The 17800-nt window shown below is 52.5% G+C and carries 13 protein-coding genes and 1 rRNA gene; 11 read left to right on the top strand and 3 right to left on the bottom strand.

Translation table 11 applies throughout. The annotated features are described in order from the left end of the window. Window positions 1-106 precede the first annotated feature (106 nt). Window positions 107-3106 carry a hypothetical protein gene (locus Q9245_RS00070; RefSeq protein WP_305895249.1) on the bottom strand — a complete coding sequence of 1000 codons (3000 nt, stop codon included), beginning with the start codon at window positions 3104-3106 and terminating at the stop codon, window positions 107-109. Window positions 3107-3382: 276 nt separating this feature from the next. Between Q9245_RS00070 and Q9245_RS00065 the strand changes: the two genes are divergently transcribed. The 11 genes from Q9245_RS00065 (at window position 3383) to Q9245_RS00015 (ending at window position 16434) form a co-directional block, all read left to right on the top strand. Then, window positions 3383-3970, top strand: coding sequence for an RNA polymerase sigma factor (locus Q9245_RS00065; protein WP_305895248.1), 588 nt, complete (start codon window positions 3383-3385; stop codon window positions 3968-3970). Window positions 3971-3980: 10 nt separating this feature from the next. After that, complete coding sequence (locus tag Q9245_RS00060) at window positions 3981-4637, top strand: anti-sigma factor (RefSeq protein WP_305895247.1); 657 nt, start codon at window positions 3981-3983, stop codon at window positions 4635-4637. Continuing rightward, window positions 4634-5083, top strand: a complete 450-nt coding sequence (locus tag Q9245_RS00055; RefSeq protein ID WP_305895246.1) for a hypothetical protein — start codon at window positions 4634-4636, stop codon at window positions 5081-5083. The genes Q9245_RS00060 and Q9245_RS00055 overlap by 4 nt, the downstream gene beginning before the upstream one ends. Before the next feature lie 185 nt (window positions 5084-5268). Beyond that, complete coding sequence (locus Q9245_RS00050) at window positions 5269-6519, top strand: outer membrane beta-barrel protein (protein WP_305895245.1); 1251 nt, start codon at window positions 5269-5271, stop codon at window positions 6517-6519. Window positions 6520-6654: 135 nt separating this feature from the next. Beyond that, window positions 6655-7581, top strand: a complete 927-nt coding sequence (locus Q9245_RS00045; RefSeq protein ID WP_305895244.1) for a LysR family transcriptional regulator — start codon at window positions 6655-6657, stop codon at window positions 7579-7581. Between the two features lie 119 nt (window positions 7582-7700). Continuing rightward, a complete protein-coding gene (locus Q9245_RS00040; RefSeq protein WP_305895243.1) occupies window positions 7701-8987 on the top strand; it encodes a cytochrome c in 1287 nt (428 codons plus the stop codon). A 36-nt stretch (window positions 8988-9023) separates the two neighbouring features. Further along, the gene (locus Q9245_RS00035; protein ID WP_305895242.1) at window positions 9024-9527 is read left to right on the top strand and encodes a (2Fe-2S)-binding protein; all 504 of its coding nucleotides are present in this window, start codon (window positions 9024-9026) and stop codon (window positions 9525-9527) included. Next, on the top strand, window positions 9520-11844 hold the full coding sequence (locus Q9245_RS00030) for a xanthine dehydrogenase family protein molybdopterin-binding subunit (RefSeq protein ID WP_305895241.1): 2325 nt from the start codon (window positions 9520-9522) through the stop codon (window positions 11842-11844). The genes Q9245_RS00035 and Q9245_RS00030 overlap by 8 nt, the downstream gene beginning before the upstream one ends. A 127-nt stretch (window positions 11845-11971) precedes the next feature. Beyond that, entirely contained in the window at window positions 11972-12325 is a 354-nt protein-coding gene (locus Q9245_RS00025; protein WP_305895240.1) for a substrate-binding domain-containing protein, read from the top strand. Further along, window positions 12322-13557: a hypothetical protein gene (locus Q9245_RS00020; RefSeq protein ID WP_305895239.1), complete on the top strand. Its 1236-nt coding sequence runs from the start codon at window positions 12322-12324 to the stop codon at window positions 13555-13557. The genes Q9245_RS00025 and Q9245_RS00020 overlap by 4 nt, the downstream gene beginning before the upstream one ends. 18 nt (window positions 13558-13575) lie before the next feature. Continuing rightward, the gene (locus Q9245_RS00015; protein WP_371824774.1) at window positions 13576-16434 is read left to right on the top strand and encodes an EAL domain-containing protein; all 2859 of its coding nucleotides are present in this window, start codon (window positions 13576-13578) and stop codon (window positions 16432-16434) included. A gap of 678 nt (window positions 16435-17112) precedes the next feature. Here Q9245_RS00015 and Q9245_RS15935 read toward each other — a convergent pair. Together Q9245_RS15935 and rrf are read right to left on the bottom strand one after the other, a co-directional pair. After that, on the bottom strand, window positions 17113-17490 hold the full coding sequence (locus Q9245_RS15935; protein WP_371824773.1) for a hypothetical protein: 378 nt from the start codon (window positions 17488-17490) through the stop codon (window positions 17113-17115). 201 nt (window positions 17491-17691) lie between these two features. Continuing rightward, window positions 17692-17800, bottom strand: a 5S ribosomal RNA gene (gene rrf, locus Q9245_RS00005); the annotation flags it as partial.

The following is a 17800-nucleotide window of genomic DNA, read 5'->3' as shown; positions in this document are numbered from 1 at the left end:
GCAAGCGGTCCCGCCAAGCGGGAAACACGCCGTGGTTATCGTTGTCATTGTGAGAGGTTTTTGAGCGCCGCCGGGTGTGGCGGCGCTACTAGTTCTATGCCCCGTTTTATCCGCCCAGGGGGACATCTATGATGTCGCCAATTCCACCGGATCCATTGTCTCCATCATCTGGGTTCGATGGCTCGTCAGAACCTTCACCCGAATCGGTTTGTCCCTCGCAGTCGGTTTCTTCCACACTCTGTACGACGCAGCCGTTTGTTACGGATACCGTTGCCGTTGTCGTCGCTGTTGCTGAGGTGAACAGCTCCAACATCTGTGCGGTCATTTCGGTAAAGACGGCGCTTGAGGAATACGCTTCTGCACTCTTCGTTCCTGCAGATATCGGATTACCGTGGGCACCTTCGGTGTAGCGTGTAATGACCGGGAAGGTATTGTTGTTCACCTTGATAGCATCCGCACCCATCGCTTTTGCGAGTGGATCCGTACCTGCCAAAGGCATGTTTTCGCCTTTGATAACGAAGCCGGTTTCCGCAATTGTGGTTTCAAGCGGTGGTAGAGCAGCCTGCTCATCGGCAGCGTTCGGAATCGTGTTGTCGGTTGGGCGCTCAGGATCGTCTGCGACACCCGCTATCTCGGTCAGGAGCACCGGCTGGTTTGCGTAGAATGGTGCGAACGCAGTTGGGTCAACCGAATCCAACAACGACTGGAACACGTTGAAGTAAATGTTCAGCTCGGTACGGCCTTGTGCCAGCAGGCCATCGGATGCGTCATCCAAACCAGGCAACACTCGGGGTGCGACCGACTGCGAGTTCTCGACCAGGCGTGTGAAATTACCGCCGGTGTTAAAGAACACAGAAGCCTGGATGCGGTTCAACTCAGTATTGTTGCCTTCGTCGATTGCCATGTTAGTAAGGTGAGGCACTGCCGCGCCGCCCATACCACTGAGTGAGTGGGTCATGAAATAGACACGGCTGGTGTCGATATTCAAACCGTTAGAGCAGTCAGATGTGCTTGAGCAAGCATTGATTGCGTCTTCAATGTTCTGCAACGATGCGTTCACGTTGAGGAGATCAAGCGCGCTCTGACGCATATTGTCGCGGGTATTGGCGTAGTTGGCGAAGTTGAGGAACAAATCACCGGAACCGGGCTCTTTAAGACTCGCAGCTGGTACGGCATTCAATTCCGCGTCAGCTGCAAACCCGAAGTGACGTTCGGTGGCGTCTATCGATGCACCTGCCTGAGTCGAAATGGGGCTCAAACCTACAGCGCCACCGTTCTCGGTAAAAATACCGTGCAATGGCTGGTCAATACCAACGGTCACAAAGCATTGATCATCTGAAGTGATACACGTAAGTCCTGCGGCTGTTGCCATCGGTAGAATAGCCGACCGGTCCTGGGTAGCAGCGTGCTGGTATATGATCACGGGGAAACCGTTTGCAGGAGCCGACGATGTGGGTGACGGAGCGGCAACCACAATCGGCACAGTGGTATCAGCCGTTTTAGCGGCAAACGGGAACCGGTAACTGATGCGATCAGACGGAGCCTGCTCAAGAGAGGTGTCAGCGCTAAAGTCCGCTGGCGCCCAACTATTGGTCTTCAGCACTGAACCGTCGCCATCAGCCGGCAAAGATTGGAAATATGGCAGAGTTATCTCGCCTTCGTAAACACGAATATTGATTGGCGTAGCACCAATGGTCGAAGGGTCTTGTTCCAGCGCTGGATTAACATCGCCACCTGTGCGCTGACTGAAAACACTCACCGTTCTCGGCTTAGGCGTGTCGAGAATTGCTTCCGCCGCGCTGGCCATGCTCTGGGCATCGGCAGAGATATCGATATTCTCATCGCTGGCTTCTGCTGTCGCAGCCTGAATTGCGTGAGCCAAGCGACGGTTGCGCTCTGCGTTTACGATGACATCGCTATAGCGAACCGCAACGCTATTGGCATTTGCGGCTTCAAGAATCGCAGCCAGCTCTGCGTCGTAGAATTCGCCACTGGAGGTGGTCAGTTTGGTGTAAATCGCGGCGTTTAAGCTTTGCTCTGCTTCACTGCCTTCGGCAAGAGTCTGGCCACTGAGGTTATAAAACCCGTCAAACAGCTTTTGCAGCTCGGTCTTACGTTGCTCGATGGTCAGCATTTCCTGGTAGTAAGTAACCGGTGCCGCATTGGCCAACAGCACATCATCCACGGCCGTGGTGGTGATCATGGTGGCGTAAGGAATGTCGGCAAAGGTCGCTGCAAATTGTGCCGACGCTTCGTGCTCGCGTTTAAAATCAAAGTAATCGGCCGCCAGCTTGCGAGCAGGTAACATCGCATCCCGGAACGGCTGATACAGGGCGTTGGACAGCACGCGATCAGGGTTCGCAACGCTCTGATAAGTCACAGACCCGACCAGAGGCTTACCCTCAGCGTCTACAATAGAATCACTCAGCGCCAACACATACTGCGTTTTTTCGTCGAGTGGGGTCAGCGGCAGAATCCGGATCAGGTTATTCGCGCCACCGTCAATGTCGAGCATTTCAACGCGGAGCTTTTCAGCGCGAAGTTCAGCAAAAATGGCTTCCGCGCCCGCAGTATCGCCCGCCTCTTGCAGCCTCAGCGCTTGGCGGTACTGTGCGGCCGTTGTCAGCCCCGGGGCTTCGCCGTCAACTGTCTTCAGTGGATCGCCACCGGCATAATCAACCGGAATCAGGAAAACATTCTGGTTCGGGTTGGGGATGGTTTTACCATCTTCGGTCAAAATAAATTCGTTCGCATCCAGAGTTTGCCCGGCATCCAGGCTGGCACTGATTTTCACGTCAATGGGGGCGAGAACGGACGCACCATCAAGGTAACCTATACCTTGGGTAACCGGGTTCGCCGGATCGGTACCGTTAAGCATCGTGCCGTCATCAACGTCGCTCAGATAAAAAAGTGCGTCGCTAGGAATAACGAATTCTGTGTTCAGAGGGGCAAATAAAGGGTGGGTACCACGCTCTATGCTGGGTCCGCCGTTAACTTTGTAAACCGGGTTGGCGTTTTTATTGGTTTGACCACCGCTGTCCAAGCAGCCAGTGAGTCCCAGAGAAGCCGTAGATATAGCGGCAATTAAGGCATTGCGGATGAACATAGTTTTTATACCTCGGGGTTTCTTGTAATTCGGCGTCTTATGCGCCTTTAGTAGCCCCCACGTTGGTCTAATGCCAAAGGTTCCCAATTTTTCAAGTTTTTCTAATCAGGAATAGCCGAAACTATGGTTAACCCATTGAATACCTGCACAAAACTTACCAAAAAAAATTTAACTATCCGGATACCAACAAACCGCCCAGACTGGTAACATAGGTTCAGAACTAAAATAACCACCGCCCTGTTGTCATTTCCAACGGCGCATCACCGAGGTACCCGATTGGCCCTGCTTCCATTTCGCCAGTCCAAATCAAAGCGTTTCGAACGTCTTGTCCAGCCGCATCTCAAAGCCATGTACGCCTTCGCGTATCGTTTGACCGGAAGGCAGCATGATGCGGAAGACCTGGTTCAGGATGTGGTGGTAAAGCTTTATTCGAAATTGGACGAACTCGAGACCATCGATCAGTTACGGCCTTGGCTAAACCGGGTGCTATACCGCCAGTTTGTTGATTCGATTCGCAAACGCCCGGCAGGCAGAGAGGTTAATGCCAGCGTGATGGACGACACCGAATCGGCAACTTCGTATTTGGACACACTGCCAAGTGATTCCGCTGACCCGATCAACGGCCTGACTCATGCGTCCAACAATGTCGCGCTGACCAAAGCACTGAATCAACTGACCCCGGATCAACGCACACTTATACTTCTTCACGATGTTGATGACTGGCGGCAAGACGATATTGCCGAGGTCCTGGAGGTCGCTGTGGGCACGATCAAATCGCGGTTGCATCGTACCCGCGCCGCCCTTCGAAAATTTTTACAAGCAGAACTGGAACCTTTTGAAGGTGGGCAACGTGAGCTTCAGTAAGGTGGACAAAATGAACTGCGAAACTTTTATTACCAACATCGACATTGAAGCCGACTGCACCCTTACGGCCGACATGAAGCAGCATGCAGATCTGTGCCCTGATTGCGCGCGGGCGTTGCGAGCAGCTCAGGAGCTGCAGGCAGGCATGCAAAGCATAGCGATACCGGAGCCTACCCGTGATTTTGAAAGCCGGGTACTTACGGCGGCTACCGGTGGCGATTCCAAAACCGGCCACCGGAACTGGCATATTCCTGCCTGGAGTGGTGCAATTGCTGCTGCGTTGGTGGTTGGTGTGTTTATCGGTGGTGAGCTGTCTGCTCCCACCCCGGAGAGCGATCCGGTTGTTGCCCAAGAAGCCGTTCCCGCGGTCGAAATGGCCAGCACATCGCCTAAGCAACAAACCGTGAAATTGGCGTTCAATTCACACGAAGCCGTGGAAAACGTTACCCTTACGCTGGAGTTACCTCCCAACATGGAGCTGACCCCCTTCCCTGGCCGGCATCGTGTCAGCTGGAAGGTTGACCTTAAACCGGGAGACAACTTGTTAGCGCTGCCGCTGAATGTACTCTTTCCCGGCGCAGGCACGCTGGTTGCCCATCTTGATGACGGCAACAAAAGGAAAACCTTCCGTGCGGACATCGGTAAGACAAAGGAGCCGTCAACATGATGACCAAGCTAAACCCACTGATTTATGCAGCCTTTGCACTGGCCCTCGCATTGGGCTCTGGAGCAGCTTTCGCTGAGCCAGACCTCGATGTGACCATGCGAATGGTGATGGACGACGAATCGCTGGACGATTCATTTGTCCAGGAGATGGAACTCCCCGATTCCGTTAACGAGCTGACGCTGGGCGATTCGTTTGAAGGGCCCGATATCGATGAGCTTACAAACGAAGCTCGTGAAATGCAGGAATCACTGGCCTCCGAAGCAAGAGAAACCCGAGACGCTCTCGAATTGGAGCTTCCCGAGGAACAGCCCGCTGATTTGCCGGAACTTGAACTAACGGAGCCGGAGTTGCCCAGCACAGAGTTGCCTACGGACAACCTTCCGGATCCTGGTTTGGAATTGCCGATCGACGCGCCGGTAGATTTGCCGCAAAGTACAACCCCTTAATATAGATCCGCGCTAATTCCCCAATTTATCTGCGATTTACAAGCATCTTCTCTTTTTCCTCGCTAATAAGATAAGCTATCCCTTAATGTGCCAGCACCGTGCCAGTATTAAGGGATCTGCTTTTGTCGTGTCGTCTGACTAAATCTCTGATTTTCGCTCTCAGCTTCAGCCTGTGTTCGGTCGCTATGGCGACCGAACAGGTTGAAGGCAAACGTGAGTTCCGATCTGGTGTAATGGCGTTTCAGCAAGGGAATCTCACTGAAGCAAAACAGCTGCTCGTATCCGCCCAACGCAAAGGAGTTCAATCCCTCGCTTTGAACTACAACCTTGGGGTTGTGTACTACAAGCTGGCGGAATATGAGCAGTCCAGACAAGCATTCTCAAAGCTTGTCGGCACAAAACAATCGTCATTGGCCCATTACAATCTGGGGCTAATTGCGCTGGCGGAAGGCAACGGAGGTGTGGCCAGACACCACTTTAACCTGGTTGCAAGTGATAACGAGCACGCCAAATTGACAAAACTCGCCCAGGCGCAACTTCAACGTCTGGGCGGCGCCCGCCTATCCTCCAAACAATGGCAAGCATTTCTGTCGTTAGGCGTCGGTTATGAAGAAAACATCGGCTTGTTTCCCGATACTGCCGCAAGCGCCCTCGATGACGGCTTTCTTGAGTCGGTCGGTGCCGCTTCCGGTTACGCGTATCGGCTCGCCAACAGTGCTTTTAAATGGAAGGCACAGTTCTACATTCGCGACTACTTCGAAGAAGACGATTTCAACACACATCTTCTTCGCCTTGGCACCGCTTGGCACTACAATCTTGGGCTAAACAGAATCAGCCTCGGCCTTGAGGGCGATCAGCTTTGGCTGGCCGATACATCCCGGGAACAGCGGGCTCGCATGAGCGCGGGATGGACCACCCCTGCTTGCTCTGCTCAAACGCTGAAAGCAAGATGCCAAATTAAACTTGAGGCCGAACAGATCTTTGCGGATAAAGCCCGATACGAGGCATACGAAGGCCAGCATTATCGCTTGGATACTCGTTACCGGGCTCAACAAGGCGCCTGGTCAGGTGAAATGCAGTATCGGTTTGATTTTAACGACCGTAAGGACCGAGATTTCGGAGATGAGTTTTACAGCGTGTCGCCCATGGGCCATATGCTGGCACTTAAACTCTCCTACGCAATTACCCGCACGCTAAAGATAGGAGGGGATGCGAGTTTCCGGCACAGTGATTACGCCCAGTCCCACACATTCAAGAACGGCGAAACAACGAAAAGATCAGACCAACGTCTTTCGTATGGCATTAATGCGGAATATCAATTCGATCAAACCTTCGCGGTAACCACCAAGCTTAGCCACATGAGTAACGACAGCAATATCGATCGCTACCAATACGACCGGGACACGGTCACACTCGGCGTTAACGTCCGGCTCTGAATATCTGATTGCTATCGCATAATTGCTTTAGTCACTGAGCCAGGAAAGCCACCTTGGCCCAGCAAATTCGTTAGTCCATGACACCGGAATATAACAGCGGGACGACTTGAAACATATAATCAGGAAAACTGGATTATGATTTCCCCGATTACACTGGATGCACTGCTCACCTTGGACGCCATTGACCGCCGACAAAGCTTTGCGGCAGCCGCCGAAGAGCTATTCCGAGTGCCGTCAGCCATCTCCTACACGGTGAATAAGCTCGAAGAAGATCTCGGAGTCCCACTCTTTGACCGTAGTCGACGCAAAGCCGAACTGACACCGGTTGGACGACTGGTTCTGGAGCAAGGCAGGCAGATTCTCAAGGCCACCGAAGAGCTGACGGCAATGGCCCGGCGAGCAGCCGATGGTTGGGAAGTGGAGCTGAGGATTGCGATAGACAGTGTATTAAACTGCGACGCCATCTATGAACTGATTGAAGCATTCCAACGGATACAACCCAAAACCGAGTTACGACTCACCGAAGAAGTGCTTGGTGGTAGCTGGGATGCGTTGAGCGACGATCGGTGTGACCTGGTTATAGGTGCGCCGGGTGCGCCGCCAACGACCGGTTTCGGCATCCACTCGCTGGGTCAGGTGGCTTTTGATTTTGCCGTTGCCGCGGGGCACCCGCTATCAGAGATTCCCCAACCAATCCCCACCAGCGCAATCCTGGACTATCCTACCGTCATCGTTGCTGACAGCTCGCAACACTTACCTGTTCGCTCCTCGGGATTACTGGATGGGCGTAGCCGAATTATCGTTCCGTCCATCGATCATAAAATTGAAGCTCAGTGTAAGGGGCTTGGCGTAGGCTATTTGCCCCATCATCGAATCACACAAGAACTGGCCGATGGCAGGCTCGAGATACTTGCACTGGATACCCCCCGCCCCCCGTCGGAGATTTCTGTTGCCTGGTCGCGAGGAAACACCGGAAAAGGCTTGAAATGGTTTGTTGATCGCCTTAAACAGATGCAGTTCGATTCAACGCGAGGCGTTATCGTCAATCGAGAAACAGATTAATAACGTACAAGGCCTGCAAGCTCTTAATTTTAAACTACACTTGTTGTTCAGATCCCGTCGTCACTCACCGGTTTGATAGGTACCCCGTACCGTCATCAGGCTCAGACAGGAGAACTGCAGTGTTTAAAAAGATCGTTGGAGGTTTGGTCGCGCTTGGCATTTTGGTTCTGGCTATTTTTTTAATAATTGCTTGGGAATCTTCCATAGATCCGATTACTCCTCCCAATCCTGACGCGTTCAGCGAAGAGCAAATCAAACGAGGTGAAGTGCTGGCAGGATTGGGCAATTGCGAAACCTGCCACACAACCGATCCAACCAAACCTCTGGCGGGTGGGCGCGCAATGCCAACGCCTTTCGGTACCCTTTACTCCACCAATATTACGCCTGACCCGAATACAGGCATCGGCCAATGGTCAGAAGCGGCATTTACCAGAGCCATGCGCGAAGGCGTAACGCGATCAGGCTCACATCTGTTTCCTGCTTTTCCTTATACCCATTTCACCAAACTGTCGGATGACGACATCTCCGACTTATACGCCTATATGATGTCCCAGCCAGCGATTCAGGCGGAACCGCCTGAGAACACGCTGGAATTCCCTTTTAACATTCGCTTGTTGTTGGCAGGCTGGAAATTGTTGTTTTTCGACGAAGGCCGTTACGAAACCGACACCAGCAAAAGCGTGGCGTGGAACCGCGGCGCTTATATTGCGGAAGGCGCCGGCCATTGCAGTGCCTGCCACACACCTCGTAACGCTTTAGGCGCTGAAGACGCTGGCAAAGCTTGGGACGGCGCTATCATCAATAACTGGTACGCACCTGCTTTAAATGCAAGCAACCGCACGCCAGCAGGCTGGACGGAAACTGAAGCCTATGAATACCTTCGCAACGGCGGCTCCCCTTTCCACGGCGTGGCGGTCGGCTCAATGGCCGATGTCGTTCATGACGGATTAAAGCAAGCGCCAGATAGCGATCTCCGGGCACTATCCGTTTGGCTGAGCGATCTGGCTCAAGCCTCCGGTGAGCAACAAGCCGGCGATAGCTCGGCCAGCGCTATCCGCGACGCACAAAACACTCAAAACCCCTCCGCGATGATGGACGAAGGCGAGCGCTTGTTCACCTACGCCTGCGCTGCCTGTCACTACAACGAACCGGATAGCCCTAACGCGCTCCGCCCCGACATGGCGTTGAATAGCGCGATCAGCGCACCCACACCGGTCAATCTCATCCGTGTAACGCTAAATGGGGTGTCGCTGAAAGAAGGCATGCCAGAGGCGATGATGCCAGGTTTCAGTCAGGCTCTGAACGACCGTCAAATCGCGAGCCTGTTGGCGTACCTGCGGTCTACTCACACTGACCAGCCTGCCTGGGCAAATTTGGAGCAACAGGTTCGCGACCAACGTCCATAAACTCTGACTTAGTTTTAGCGAAACGGAGCAAGCACGATGGCAACAGAATTCGAACTCAACGGTCAGGCAGTGACAGTTGATATTGAAAACGACACTCCCCTGCTCTGGGCCCTGCGGGACGACCTGGATTTGACCGGAACCAAATACGGCTGCGGTATTGGTATGTGCGGGGCATGTACCGTGCTGGTGAATGGCCGCGCGATTCGTTCCTGCATAACGCCCGTCGAAGCGGTATCCGGCGCGTCGATCACCACCATTGAAGGCCTTCACCCAGAGGGGAACCACCCGCTGCAAAAGGCGTGGGTTGAAACACAGACACCCCAATGTGGTTACTGCCAAAGCGGCCAAATCATGCAGGCGGCGGCAATGTTGAAGGACTTTCCTGAGCCAACCGACGAACAGATTAACCACGCCATGGGCGGAAACCTGTGTCGATGCATGGCCTACGTGCGTATTCGCAAAGCGATCAAAATGGCCGCCGAAGAGATGAACACCCGCAGCAACACCGCACAGGAAACAGGAGCGGCCGCCCATGAGTAAGTTCTACCGTTATCTCAACCAGCCCGAAGGCGTTAAAACGGAAGCTAACCAAGATTCCGATGAAGGCATGCGGGTTAGTCGTCGCGGTTTTCTCATCGGTGCTGCGGGTGCGGGCTTTACGCTGGCATTTTTCCGCGCAGGCCTGAGTTTTGCGCAACCCGAAGACGTAGTTAAAGAAGGAACCTTCGAGCCCACCATCTGGTATCACATTGAGCCAGACGGTCGCATTGTAGTGAACATTGCCGAGGCCGAAATGGGTCAACATGTGGGTACCGCTCTTGCCCGCATCGTCGCCGATGAACTTGAAGCTGACTGGTCCATGGTAGAGCTCAATCATGTGGACAGTGATCCGAAATGGGGATTGATGGTGACCGGTGGCAGCTGGTCGGTCTGGGAAAACTTCACGCCGCTGAGTCAGGCCGGCGCTGCCGGACGCAAGGCCCTCATCGAAGAAGGCGCACGCTTGCTTGGCGTGAGCCCGGATCAGTGCGAAGCACGCAATAGCCAAGTTGTAGCCGGCGATCAATCCATCAGTTACGGCGACATCGTAAGCCGCGGTGACCTTAGCCGAACCTACACCGCAGACGACCTCAAGCAGATGCCCATCAAACCGGCAACCCAGCGTCGTCTGATTGGCCGCGAATCCCGGGCCTTGGATATACCCGATAAAACCGACGGAGCCAGTCGCTACGGACTGGACGCAAAAGTAGACGGTATGGTTTATGGCCGACCGCTTATTCCGCCCACCCGGTATGGCGCGACCATCAACAACATTGATGACAATGCAGCCAAATCCGTAAAAGGCTATCAACAAACCATCGTGCTGGATGATCCAACAGATACAGTCCCGGGCTGGGCCGTGGTTATTGCCGATTCGTTTCATGCCGCTAATAAAGCCGCGGAGAAAATGAAGGTAGATTGGGCCGCTGGGGATACCGCCGATGTCAGCGAACAGGACATTCTCGATCACGGTGTGAAACTGATCGAGTCTCCGGGCAAGGGCTCCATCATGCTCCCCGACGATGGCGTAGACGAAGCCTTCAACGATGCTGCGGATATCTTTGAGCAGGACTACATTACTCATACCGTTCTGCACGTACAAATGGAGCCGGTGAATGCCCTGGCCTATGAAAAAGATGGCGTTTGGGAAATTCATACCGGCAACCAGTGGCAATCCTTGATCATTCCGGTACTGGCAAAAGCATTGGGAGTAAAAGAAGATAAAGTGGTGATGCGCACCTATATGTTGGGCGGTGGTTTCGGACGCCGACTGAACGGCGATTACGCGGTACCAGCCGCCCTCGCCTCACAAAAGCTGGGCAAGCCTGTGAAGCTGGTTTTTACCCGCGAAGACGATGTTCGCTTTGATTCACCGCGCTCCGCCTCATATCAGCGCATGCGTATGGCGTTTGATGCCAATGGCAAACCGGCAGGCATGGAGCACCATGCAACGGCGGGTTGGCCCACCGAGGTGATGGCACCGTTCTTTATGCCGAAAGGAGCCAACGACGAACCCTACGACCCGTTTTCGATTCAGGGTGCGGCGCACTGGTATTCCGTTGGGCCACATCGTGTTCGCGCCATTTCCAATGATTTGGCCAATGCGACCTTTCGCCCCGGCTGGCTCAGGTCCGTCGGTTCCGGATGGATCAACTTTGCGCTCGAATCCTTTATGGACGAAGCAGCGCGGCACGCCGGTAAAGATCCTATCGATTTCCGCCTGAACCTGTTGAAAGCGGAAGGCAAGAATGCCGGTGAGGCCCCAAACTCCGTGGGGGGCGCCTCACGCCAGGCCAACGTACTGAAGCGCGTAAAAGAGCTGTCTGGCTGGGGGCAGAAATTGCCAAAAGATACGGGACTGGGCGTTGCGACGTCCTATGGCCAGGAGCGTAACATGCCCACCTGGACGGCCTGCGTGGCCAGAGTGAGCGTAAACCGGCAAACCGGCCATGTGAAGCTCGAGAAACTCACGCTGGTGACCGACGCAGGTACCGTCGTCCACCCGGATGGTGCCCGAGCACAAGTGGAAGGAGCGGCATTATGGGGCGTCAGCATGGCGTTGCACGAAGGCACTCACTATAAAAACGGCGAACCTACGGCCAAGAACCTCGACGCCTATACCCCGATGCGAATACGAGATGTTCCCGAGATGGAGCTCGAATTTGTCGAAAGTACCGAAGTGCCCGTCGGATTGGGCGAGCCGGCTACCACGGTCACCGGACCTGCAATTGCCAACGCAATACACTCGGCTATCGGCGTCCGAATTCGGGAAATCCCGATTACGCCTGCGGCGGTACGTAACGCTCTAAACGCATAACAATCGTTGACTAACGTGAAAGACAATAATGCGACGACCTTTTAAACGGCTCCGGGTACCCCCTGCTTTTGCACTGGCCCTGTGTATCGGCTTGTTCTCAGGCGGGGGTGCTTTTGCAGAAACGAAAGTGCTGATTAACAAAGACATTCCCACCCGAGATCTTGATACATCGTATCTCAATCAAATATTTGCGATGCAAACCAGACGCTGGCCGAACGGTGCCCCCATTCATGTTTTTGTTTTACCGAGCACCGATCCTCGACACAGGGAATTTGTGGTCAATCACCTGAAAAGCCAGGCCCATCAAATGGATCGTATATGGAATCGCATGCTGTTTACCGGCACAGGCAAGCCACCAACAGTCGTGAGCTCCGAACGTGACATGTATGTGAAGATTCTGAACACGCCAGGAGCAATAGGTTACGTATCGGCGGATTACCCGGTCGAAGACGTGCACGTGCTGGGAGAAAAAGAAAAATGAGAAAACATGAATTAAGCCTCACTCTGCTCTCTTTAATGATTGGCACTCAAGCCTGTGCACATGAATTTCACGAGGATATACACATACACGGGTTTGTGAATCAGGCAGCAGTGTATAGTCCTGACAACCCCTATGCAGGCACCGATGCCAACAACGGATCGGTGAAATTCCGTGAAATTGGCCTTAATGGTTATATCGAGTTCGATACCGGCTTTCGACTCGCCGGCCAAATACTCAGTCGTCAACGCGACGAATTGGATGACGGCGATGTTCGCGTAGACTTCCTGTTAGCCGACTACCTGATTTGGAGTAATCAGTATGCAGCCTTTGGGGTGCGAGCCGGGAGGGTTAAAAACAACATCGGCTTTTACAACTCAACGCGGGACATTCCTTCAGCACGGCCGGGCTACAATGTTCCGGATTCCATCTATTTTGACGCGTTTCGCGACCCTCTCCTGTCCACAGACGGGCTGAACCTGTATGGATCAGCTCTGTTATATGACAACCAGATAACGTGGGAAGCCACCCTAGGCCGCAGGGAAATCGACAGTGAAGATTTTGAGTACTTTACGTTTGGTTATCCTATCGAAGAGGCCGATGCCGATGATGTACCCATTTATCTGCTGAATATTAACGTTGTGCCCGCCGCTTTGCGGGACCTGCGTCTTGGTGCCAGTGTCGTATCGACAACCATCGAGCTTGATAACACACTCTCCGTTGCCGAAGCTCAGCAGAGAATGATGATGTCACCGCCCGGCGACGTACAAACCAACCGCTATCGTTACGTTACGGCTGCGGAATTCGAAGCTCTACTTACCACCTTCTCTGTCCAGTACAGCCTCAATGATTGGGTATTAACGTCGGAGTATCTCTACCTAGATGCCGAGTTCGAAGGTGAAATTATCGGCTCCCCCGTTCAAAGCGGAGAAACAAGTAACGGGTTCTACGTTCAGGCGGAATGGCTGCCCACAGCCCGGACAACCTGGCTGCTACGATACGAAGAGCTGAAGTTCGGCGATGGCAAGAGCGGCCTCGAATACAATCCCCATAGAAGCTACGGCAAAGGCTGGACCATTAGCAGCCGATGGAAGTTTGCTGAAGACTGGTTACTCATTGGGCAAGCGAGCTTTAACGAAGGCACGGCCTGGCTGCCTGACTTTAAAGGCATTGAAGACGAACAGCTTCAAAAGTATTGGAACTATTATGTTCTGTCACTGAACTATCAATTCTGATCAGCAGGAAGCACGATCATGTTTTTGAGCGTCAAATGGAAAGCGGTGATCTTCCTCAGCCTCGTATTTTTGGTGATAACCGGGGCTTGGGTTTCACACCATATATATAACACCCTGAACACGTATGACTCTCGCGTTGATGAAAACCGCGTAAAGCAACAACAGTTATTGATGCAATTGCTGGATGACAATTTTATGAGATTATCTCAATTGTCCCAGCTCATCGCTGAAATGCCAGCCATACAGCAAGCCGACTTTAACGAAACCCCGTCAGCCCTTGCCGACGTGCTACAACAGCAATGGAGTCAACTAAACATACACACCGGGCTCGACTTCATTGGAATATACGGCATCGATGGCACCCATGTTGCCAGTGGCTACAACCAAGCGTTATTCCAGAACACCAAAGCCCTCGAGGAAGCCATCTCAACCGCGATGAGAACCAACAGGGACAGTTCGCCGGATTCCTTCTTGTTCTGTTATACCGGTTGCTCTCAGTTCGTGGTCGAACCCTTTGTGCTAGACAGTGGTGACGAGGCTCTCATCGTTACCGCTCAAAATATGGCCGATATCATACTGCGCTTTCACCAAATATCAGGCCAGGATTTAGCCGTTCTGCTGCCACCGATCACCGAATCTTCCGAATCCGCATCACGCATACTGGATAGCTGGTGGCTCCGACTTTGGGCTGCAAGCAATTTCGAAGAATCCCTGACCCAGCTCCGTGAGATTCAGGAGCGCGCACCTTTCTCACAGATCGTTAACAACGAGTTAGAGCATAACGGCTCACGCCTATTGTTCGATAAGCTTAACCTAGCCGAATATTGGGCCTACGGGGAAAGGCCTGTGTTGCTTACGGTCAGCGACGAAACAGAGCAACATCAGCTGCTCGTCAATGCTTTAACGTCCAGCGTCGCCATTGGTCTGTTCATACTGATCATTTCCGAAATGGTGTTGCTATTCATCATGCTGACCCCGCTGCGCCGCCTTACCGCGGTTGTTCAGGCGCTTACCCTTTTACCGAAACACCAGTACCGTCAGGCATTGCAGAAGGTCGCGAAACGTCGTGTTCGTTTTCGAGACGAAGTGACCCAACTTGAAAGCAGCACCCGTTACGTCATCCGTGAGCTTGAAACTCTGCATCTTGAGGTTGAGGAAAAAAGCCTCTCACTTGAAGGTCAGATCGCGATGTTGTCACGTTCCAGGGCGTTTCTTGAGCGACTCATCGACAGTTCTCATTTGTTCATCGTCACCATGACACCCGAAAGCGAAATCCTTACCAGCAATGAGCGATTCGACAAAGAATTCAAACGCCCGCTACGCCATTTTTCCCGATTGTTTACAAACGATACGGCTACGGAAGAGTATCACCGAAAATTGGCCCACCTCCGTGAGGGGGACTGCGAAGTTATTCAGTTCGATGCCGAGTTCGTCAACGATCAGGGCGTAACCATATACTTCGATTGGACATGTTCGATCGTAGAAGATGAGAAAGGTCGGGATACCATTCTGGCCATTGGCATTGATTTGACCCAGAGGAAACGAGACGAAGAGGCTTTAGAATGGCTGGCCAATAACGACCCGCTCACCGGCATCGGTAACCGCAGGTGTTTCCAACATGATTTGCATAACCTACTCGACACGCAAAAAACCGGCGCCGTCATTTTTATCGATGTTAATCGATTCAAGCAGATTAACGACCTTTATGGTCACTCTGTCGGTGATACGGTATTAATCCAAATCGCAAACACTCTCGGTGACAGTGTAAGGTCCAGTGATTCGATTAGCCGTTTAGCCGGTGATGAATTCACCGTGATTTTGCCAAACATCGATGCCTCTCGGCTCAGTCAATTCCTTGAAAAACTGTCCCACAATCTAGCCGGTCAGGTCGTGTTGGAAAATGAAAACCGCAGCGTTGAATATAACGTGAGCATTGGTGCAGCGCTGGTCAATGAGCATGGAACCACCGAGCAAGACCTCATTGTCCACGCTGACATGGCTATGTATCAGGCGAAGAAAAAGGGAAACGGCCATTGGCAGATCTTCGACCCGGACAACAACGATCTCGCCAATTTGAGGCGCGACCATGATTTAACGTCGCTACTGAAACTAGCTCTGAAACGCAACGATCTGTTTCAGTTGAATTTCCAGCCGATCTACGCCATCGAAGAGGCCTCCGTCAGCCACTACGAAGTATTACTCCGATTAAAGGACACAGATGGAAACGCGGTATATCCCAGCGATTTCATTCCTGCGGCTGAACGTATGGGGCTCATTCGCCTGGTGGACGAATGGGTGCTAGACAGTGCGGTTGAAAAATTAGCGAAAGACCATCAAAACGGAGCCAGCTATACCTTCTCGATCAACATCTCGGCCCCTACCCTCCAGTCGGCAGATTTCCCGAAAGTTCTCTCCAGTCTACTCAAAAAACACCAGGTAGCGCCGAGATATATCGTTGTGGAACTGACGGAAACGGCATACATCGAAAATTTCCAAATGGTGCTCAGTAACCTGCAAAAGATCAGCGAAGCAGGCGTTTTGGTCGCATTGGATGACTTTGGAGTTGGATTCTCCTCTTTCAGCTATCTCAAGAAGTTGCCATTGAGTTACGTAAAGCTGGACGGGTCTTACATTCTCGATCTTGAGAAAAACCCGGACAATCAGGTGTTCGTTGAAAGCTTAACCAATATGGTCAATGCGTTCGGTATGAAAACAATTGCAGAATTTGTAGAAGACGCCGCCACGTTGAAGAAACTCCACGAACTCGGCGTGGCATACGCTCAGGGTTATTACATCGGGAAACCCTTGCCTGTTCTCGATGACATGATGACCAAAGGAAACAGCGCCAAGATTAACGCCCGTCAGGCACATACGTAAAATGGCATTGATTACCTGTCCCTGAATTATTGACTAACTGTTGCGTTTCGGGGTGCTCGAACTCTATCCTCTTTCAGCCGTTAGAGCCTCCATGAAACGCGTAACCATTCCTAAAGCCGGCGAAAGCGGCGTTCTTAATTTTGAAGAGTGTCCTGACTTGCAACCCGGTCAAAGAAAGTCGCATCGCCGTACATGCAGCAAGAATTAATTTAGCTGGCATCATGGCGCTTCAAGCGCCTCTATCAGGAAATTCCTGCCTTTCCGTTTATTGCAGAGTGACGAGGTCTCTGGAGTGATCGATTAAATTGGCTTCGGAGTCGAGCCACGACTTAAGCCACATTTGTGTTCGCTTTATCAAGATTCCGCGGGCACGCCTCACAGGTGGAGGTGCCGCAGTCTCAGATATTTGAATTCCCGATAGCCTCTCTTTTCAAAAGACGGCCGTTATTTCCCTTAATTACCTGATAGCATGGCAGGCCATCGTTATCTGCGCCGCTCAGCAGTCCTAAAATACTGTTCTGATTAATAACGCTGGCAGCGGAGTGGGCCTCGCAGCACTTGGATATTGCACAACACATTGGTGCTGAAACCATAGGCACCGCAAGCCCTGGTAAACAGGATTACCTAAAAGCGCGCGGATTGAAGCATACCATTGATTACCCTAACCACGACTGGTTTTCAGAGCCGATGCTGCTGACCGGTATGAAAGGAGCCGAACAGATTCTCGATCCGGCTGGCGTGAGAGCCACAATGCGCTTCGCTCACATTGCCGATTGGCGATGTTTGACATATCGGTAGCGTCAGGTAATAGCTTAGCCGGAAAACTCGGCGCTGGAAATCAGCCTCATTCGTCTGAACCTCTATATCCATACCAAGGTTCACACGAGTGTAGGCGGTATTATCTGCAGGATCAGGATGAAACTGGCGATCGACAGACACGAATGCCTGACCGGTTACCTCGGACAATTGGCGGTCGCTGATGGGCTCAAGCCCTGCAACCACAGCGGCAGGCCATACCAACGTAATCGCCAGCGTAGCCTTTATTGGTATGCTCATAGCCCATCCACCATAAAAACGTTTAACGGCGAAAATAAGCTGATGAGTGTCTCTGCATGCTCGCTCTTGTCTTTTATTGTGGCGAACTGAAAGAAATATTAACTTAACGTTCAGTCGATAGATGTGCGGCTGTTCATAATTCAAGCAAACAGAAATGAAAAAACCCCAGCCTCTTTCGAAGCTGGGGTTTTGGTATTAAGAGTCTGACGATGACCTACTCTCACATGGGCAAGTGCCACACTACCATCGGCGCAGGCTTGTTTCACTTCTGAGTTCGGGATGGGATCAGGTGGTTCCAAGCCGCTATGGT

The sequence above is a fragment of the Marinobacter sp. MDS2 genome (assembly GCF_030718085.1).
Taxonomy (GTDB): Bacteria; Pseudomonadota; Gammaproteobacteria; order Pseudomonadales; family Oleiphilaceae; genus Marinobacter.
Note: the sequence above shows the minus strand (reverse complement) of the source record. Positions and strands in the feature narration are given on the sequence as shown.

Bases quoted from the DNA above. Each gene is read 5' to 3' on its own strand.
- Q9245_RS00070 (WP_305895249.1), bottom strand. From the start codon at position 3,106: ATGTTCATCCGCAATGCCTTAATTGCCGCTATATCTACGGCTTCTCTG.
- Q9245_RS00060 (WP_305895247.1), top strand. From the start codon at position 3,981: ATGAACTGCGAAACTTTTATTACCAACATCGACATTGAAGCCGACTGC.
- Q9245_RS00055 (WP_305895246.1), top strand. From the start codon at position 4,634: ATGATGACCAAGCTAAACCCACTGATTTATGCAGCCTTTGCACTGGCC.
- Q9245_RS00050 (WP_305895245.1), top strand. From the start codon at position 5,269: ATGGCGACCGAACAGGTTGAAGGCAAACGTGAGTTCCGATCTGGTGTA.
- Q9245_RS00045 (WP_305895244.1), top strand. From the start codon at position 6,655: ATGATTTCCCCGATTACACTGGATGCACTGCTCACCTTGGACGCCATT.
- Q9245_RS00035 (WP_305895242.1), top strand. From the start codon at position 9,024: ATGGCAACAGAATTCGAACTCAACGGTCAGGCAGTGACAGTTGATATT.
- Q9245_RS00030 (WP_305895241.1), top strand. From the start codon at position 9,520: ATGAGTAAGTTCTACCGTTATCTCAACCAGCCCGAAGGCGTTAAAACG.
- Q9245_RS00020 (WP_305895239.1), top strand. From the start codon at position 12,322: ATGAGAAAACATGAATTAAGCCTCACTCTGCTCTCTTTAATGATTGGC.
- Q9245_RS00015 (WP_371824774.1), top strand. From the start codon at position 13,576: ATGTTTTTGAGCGTCAAATGGAAAGCGGTGATCTTCCTCAGCCTCGTA.
- Q9245_RS15935 (WP_371824773.1), bottom strand. From the start codon at position 17,490: ATGAGCATACCAATAAAGGCTACGCTGGCGATTACGTTGGTATGGCCT.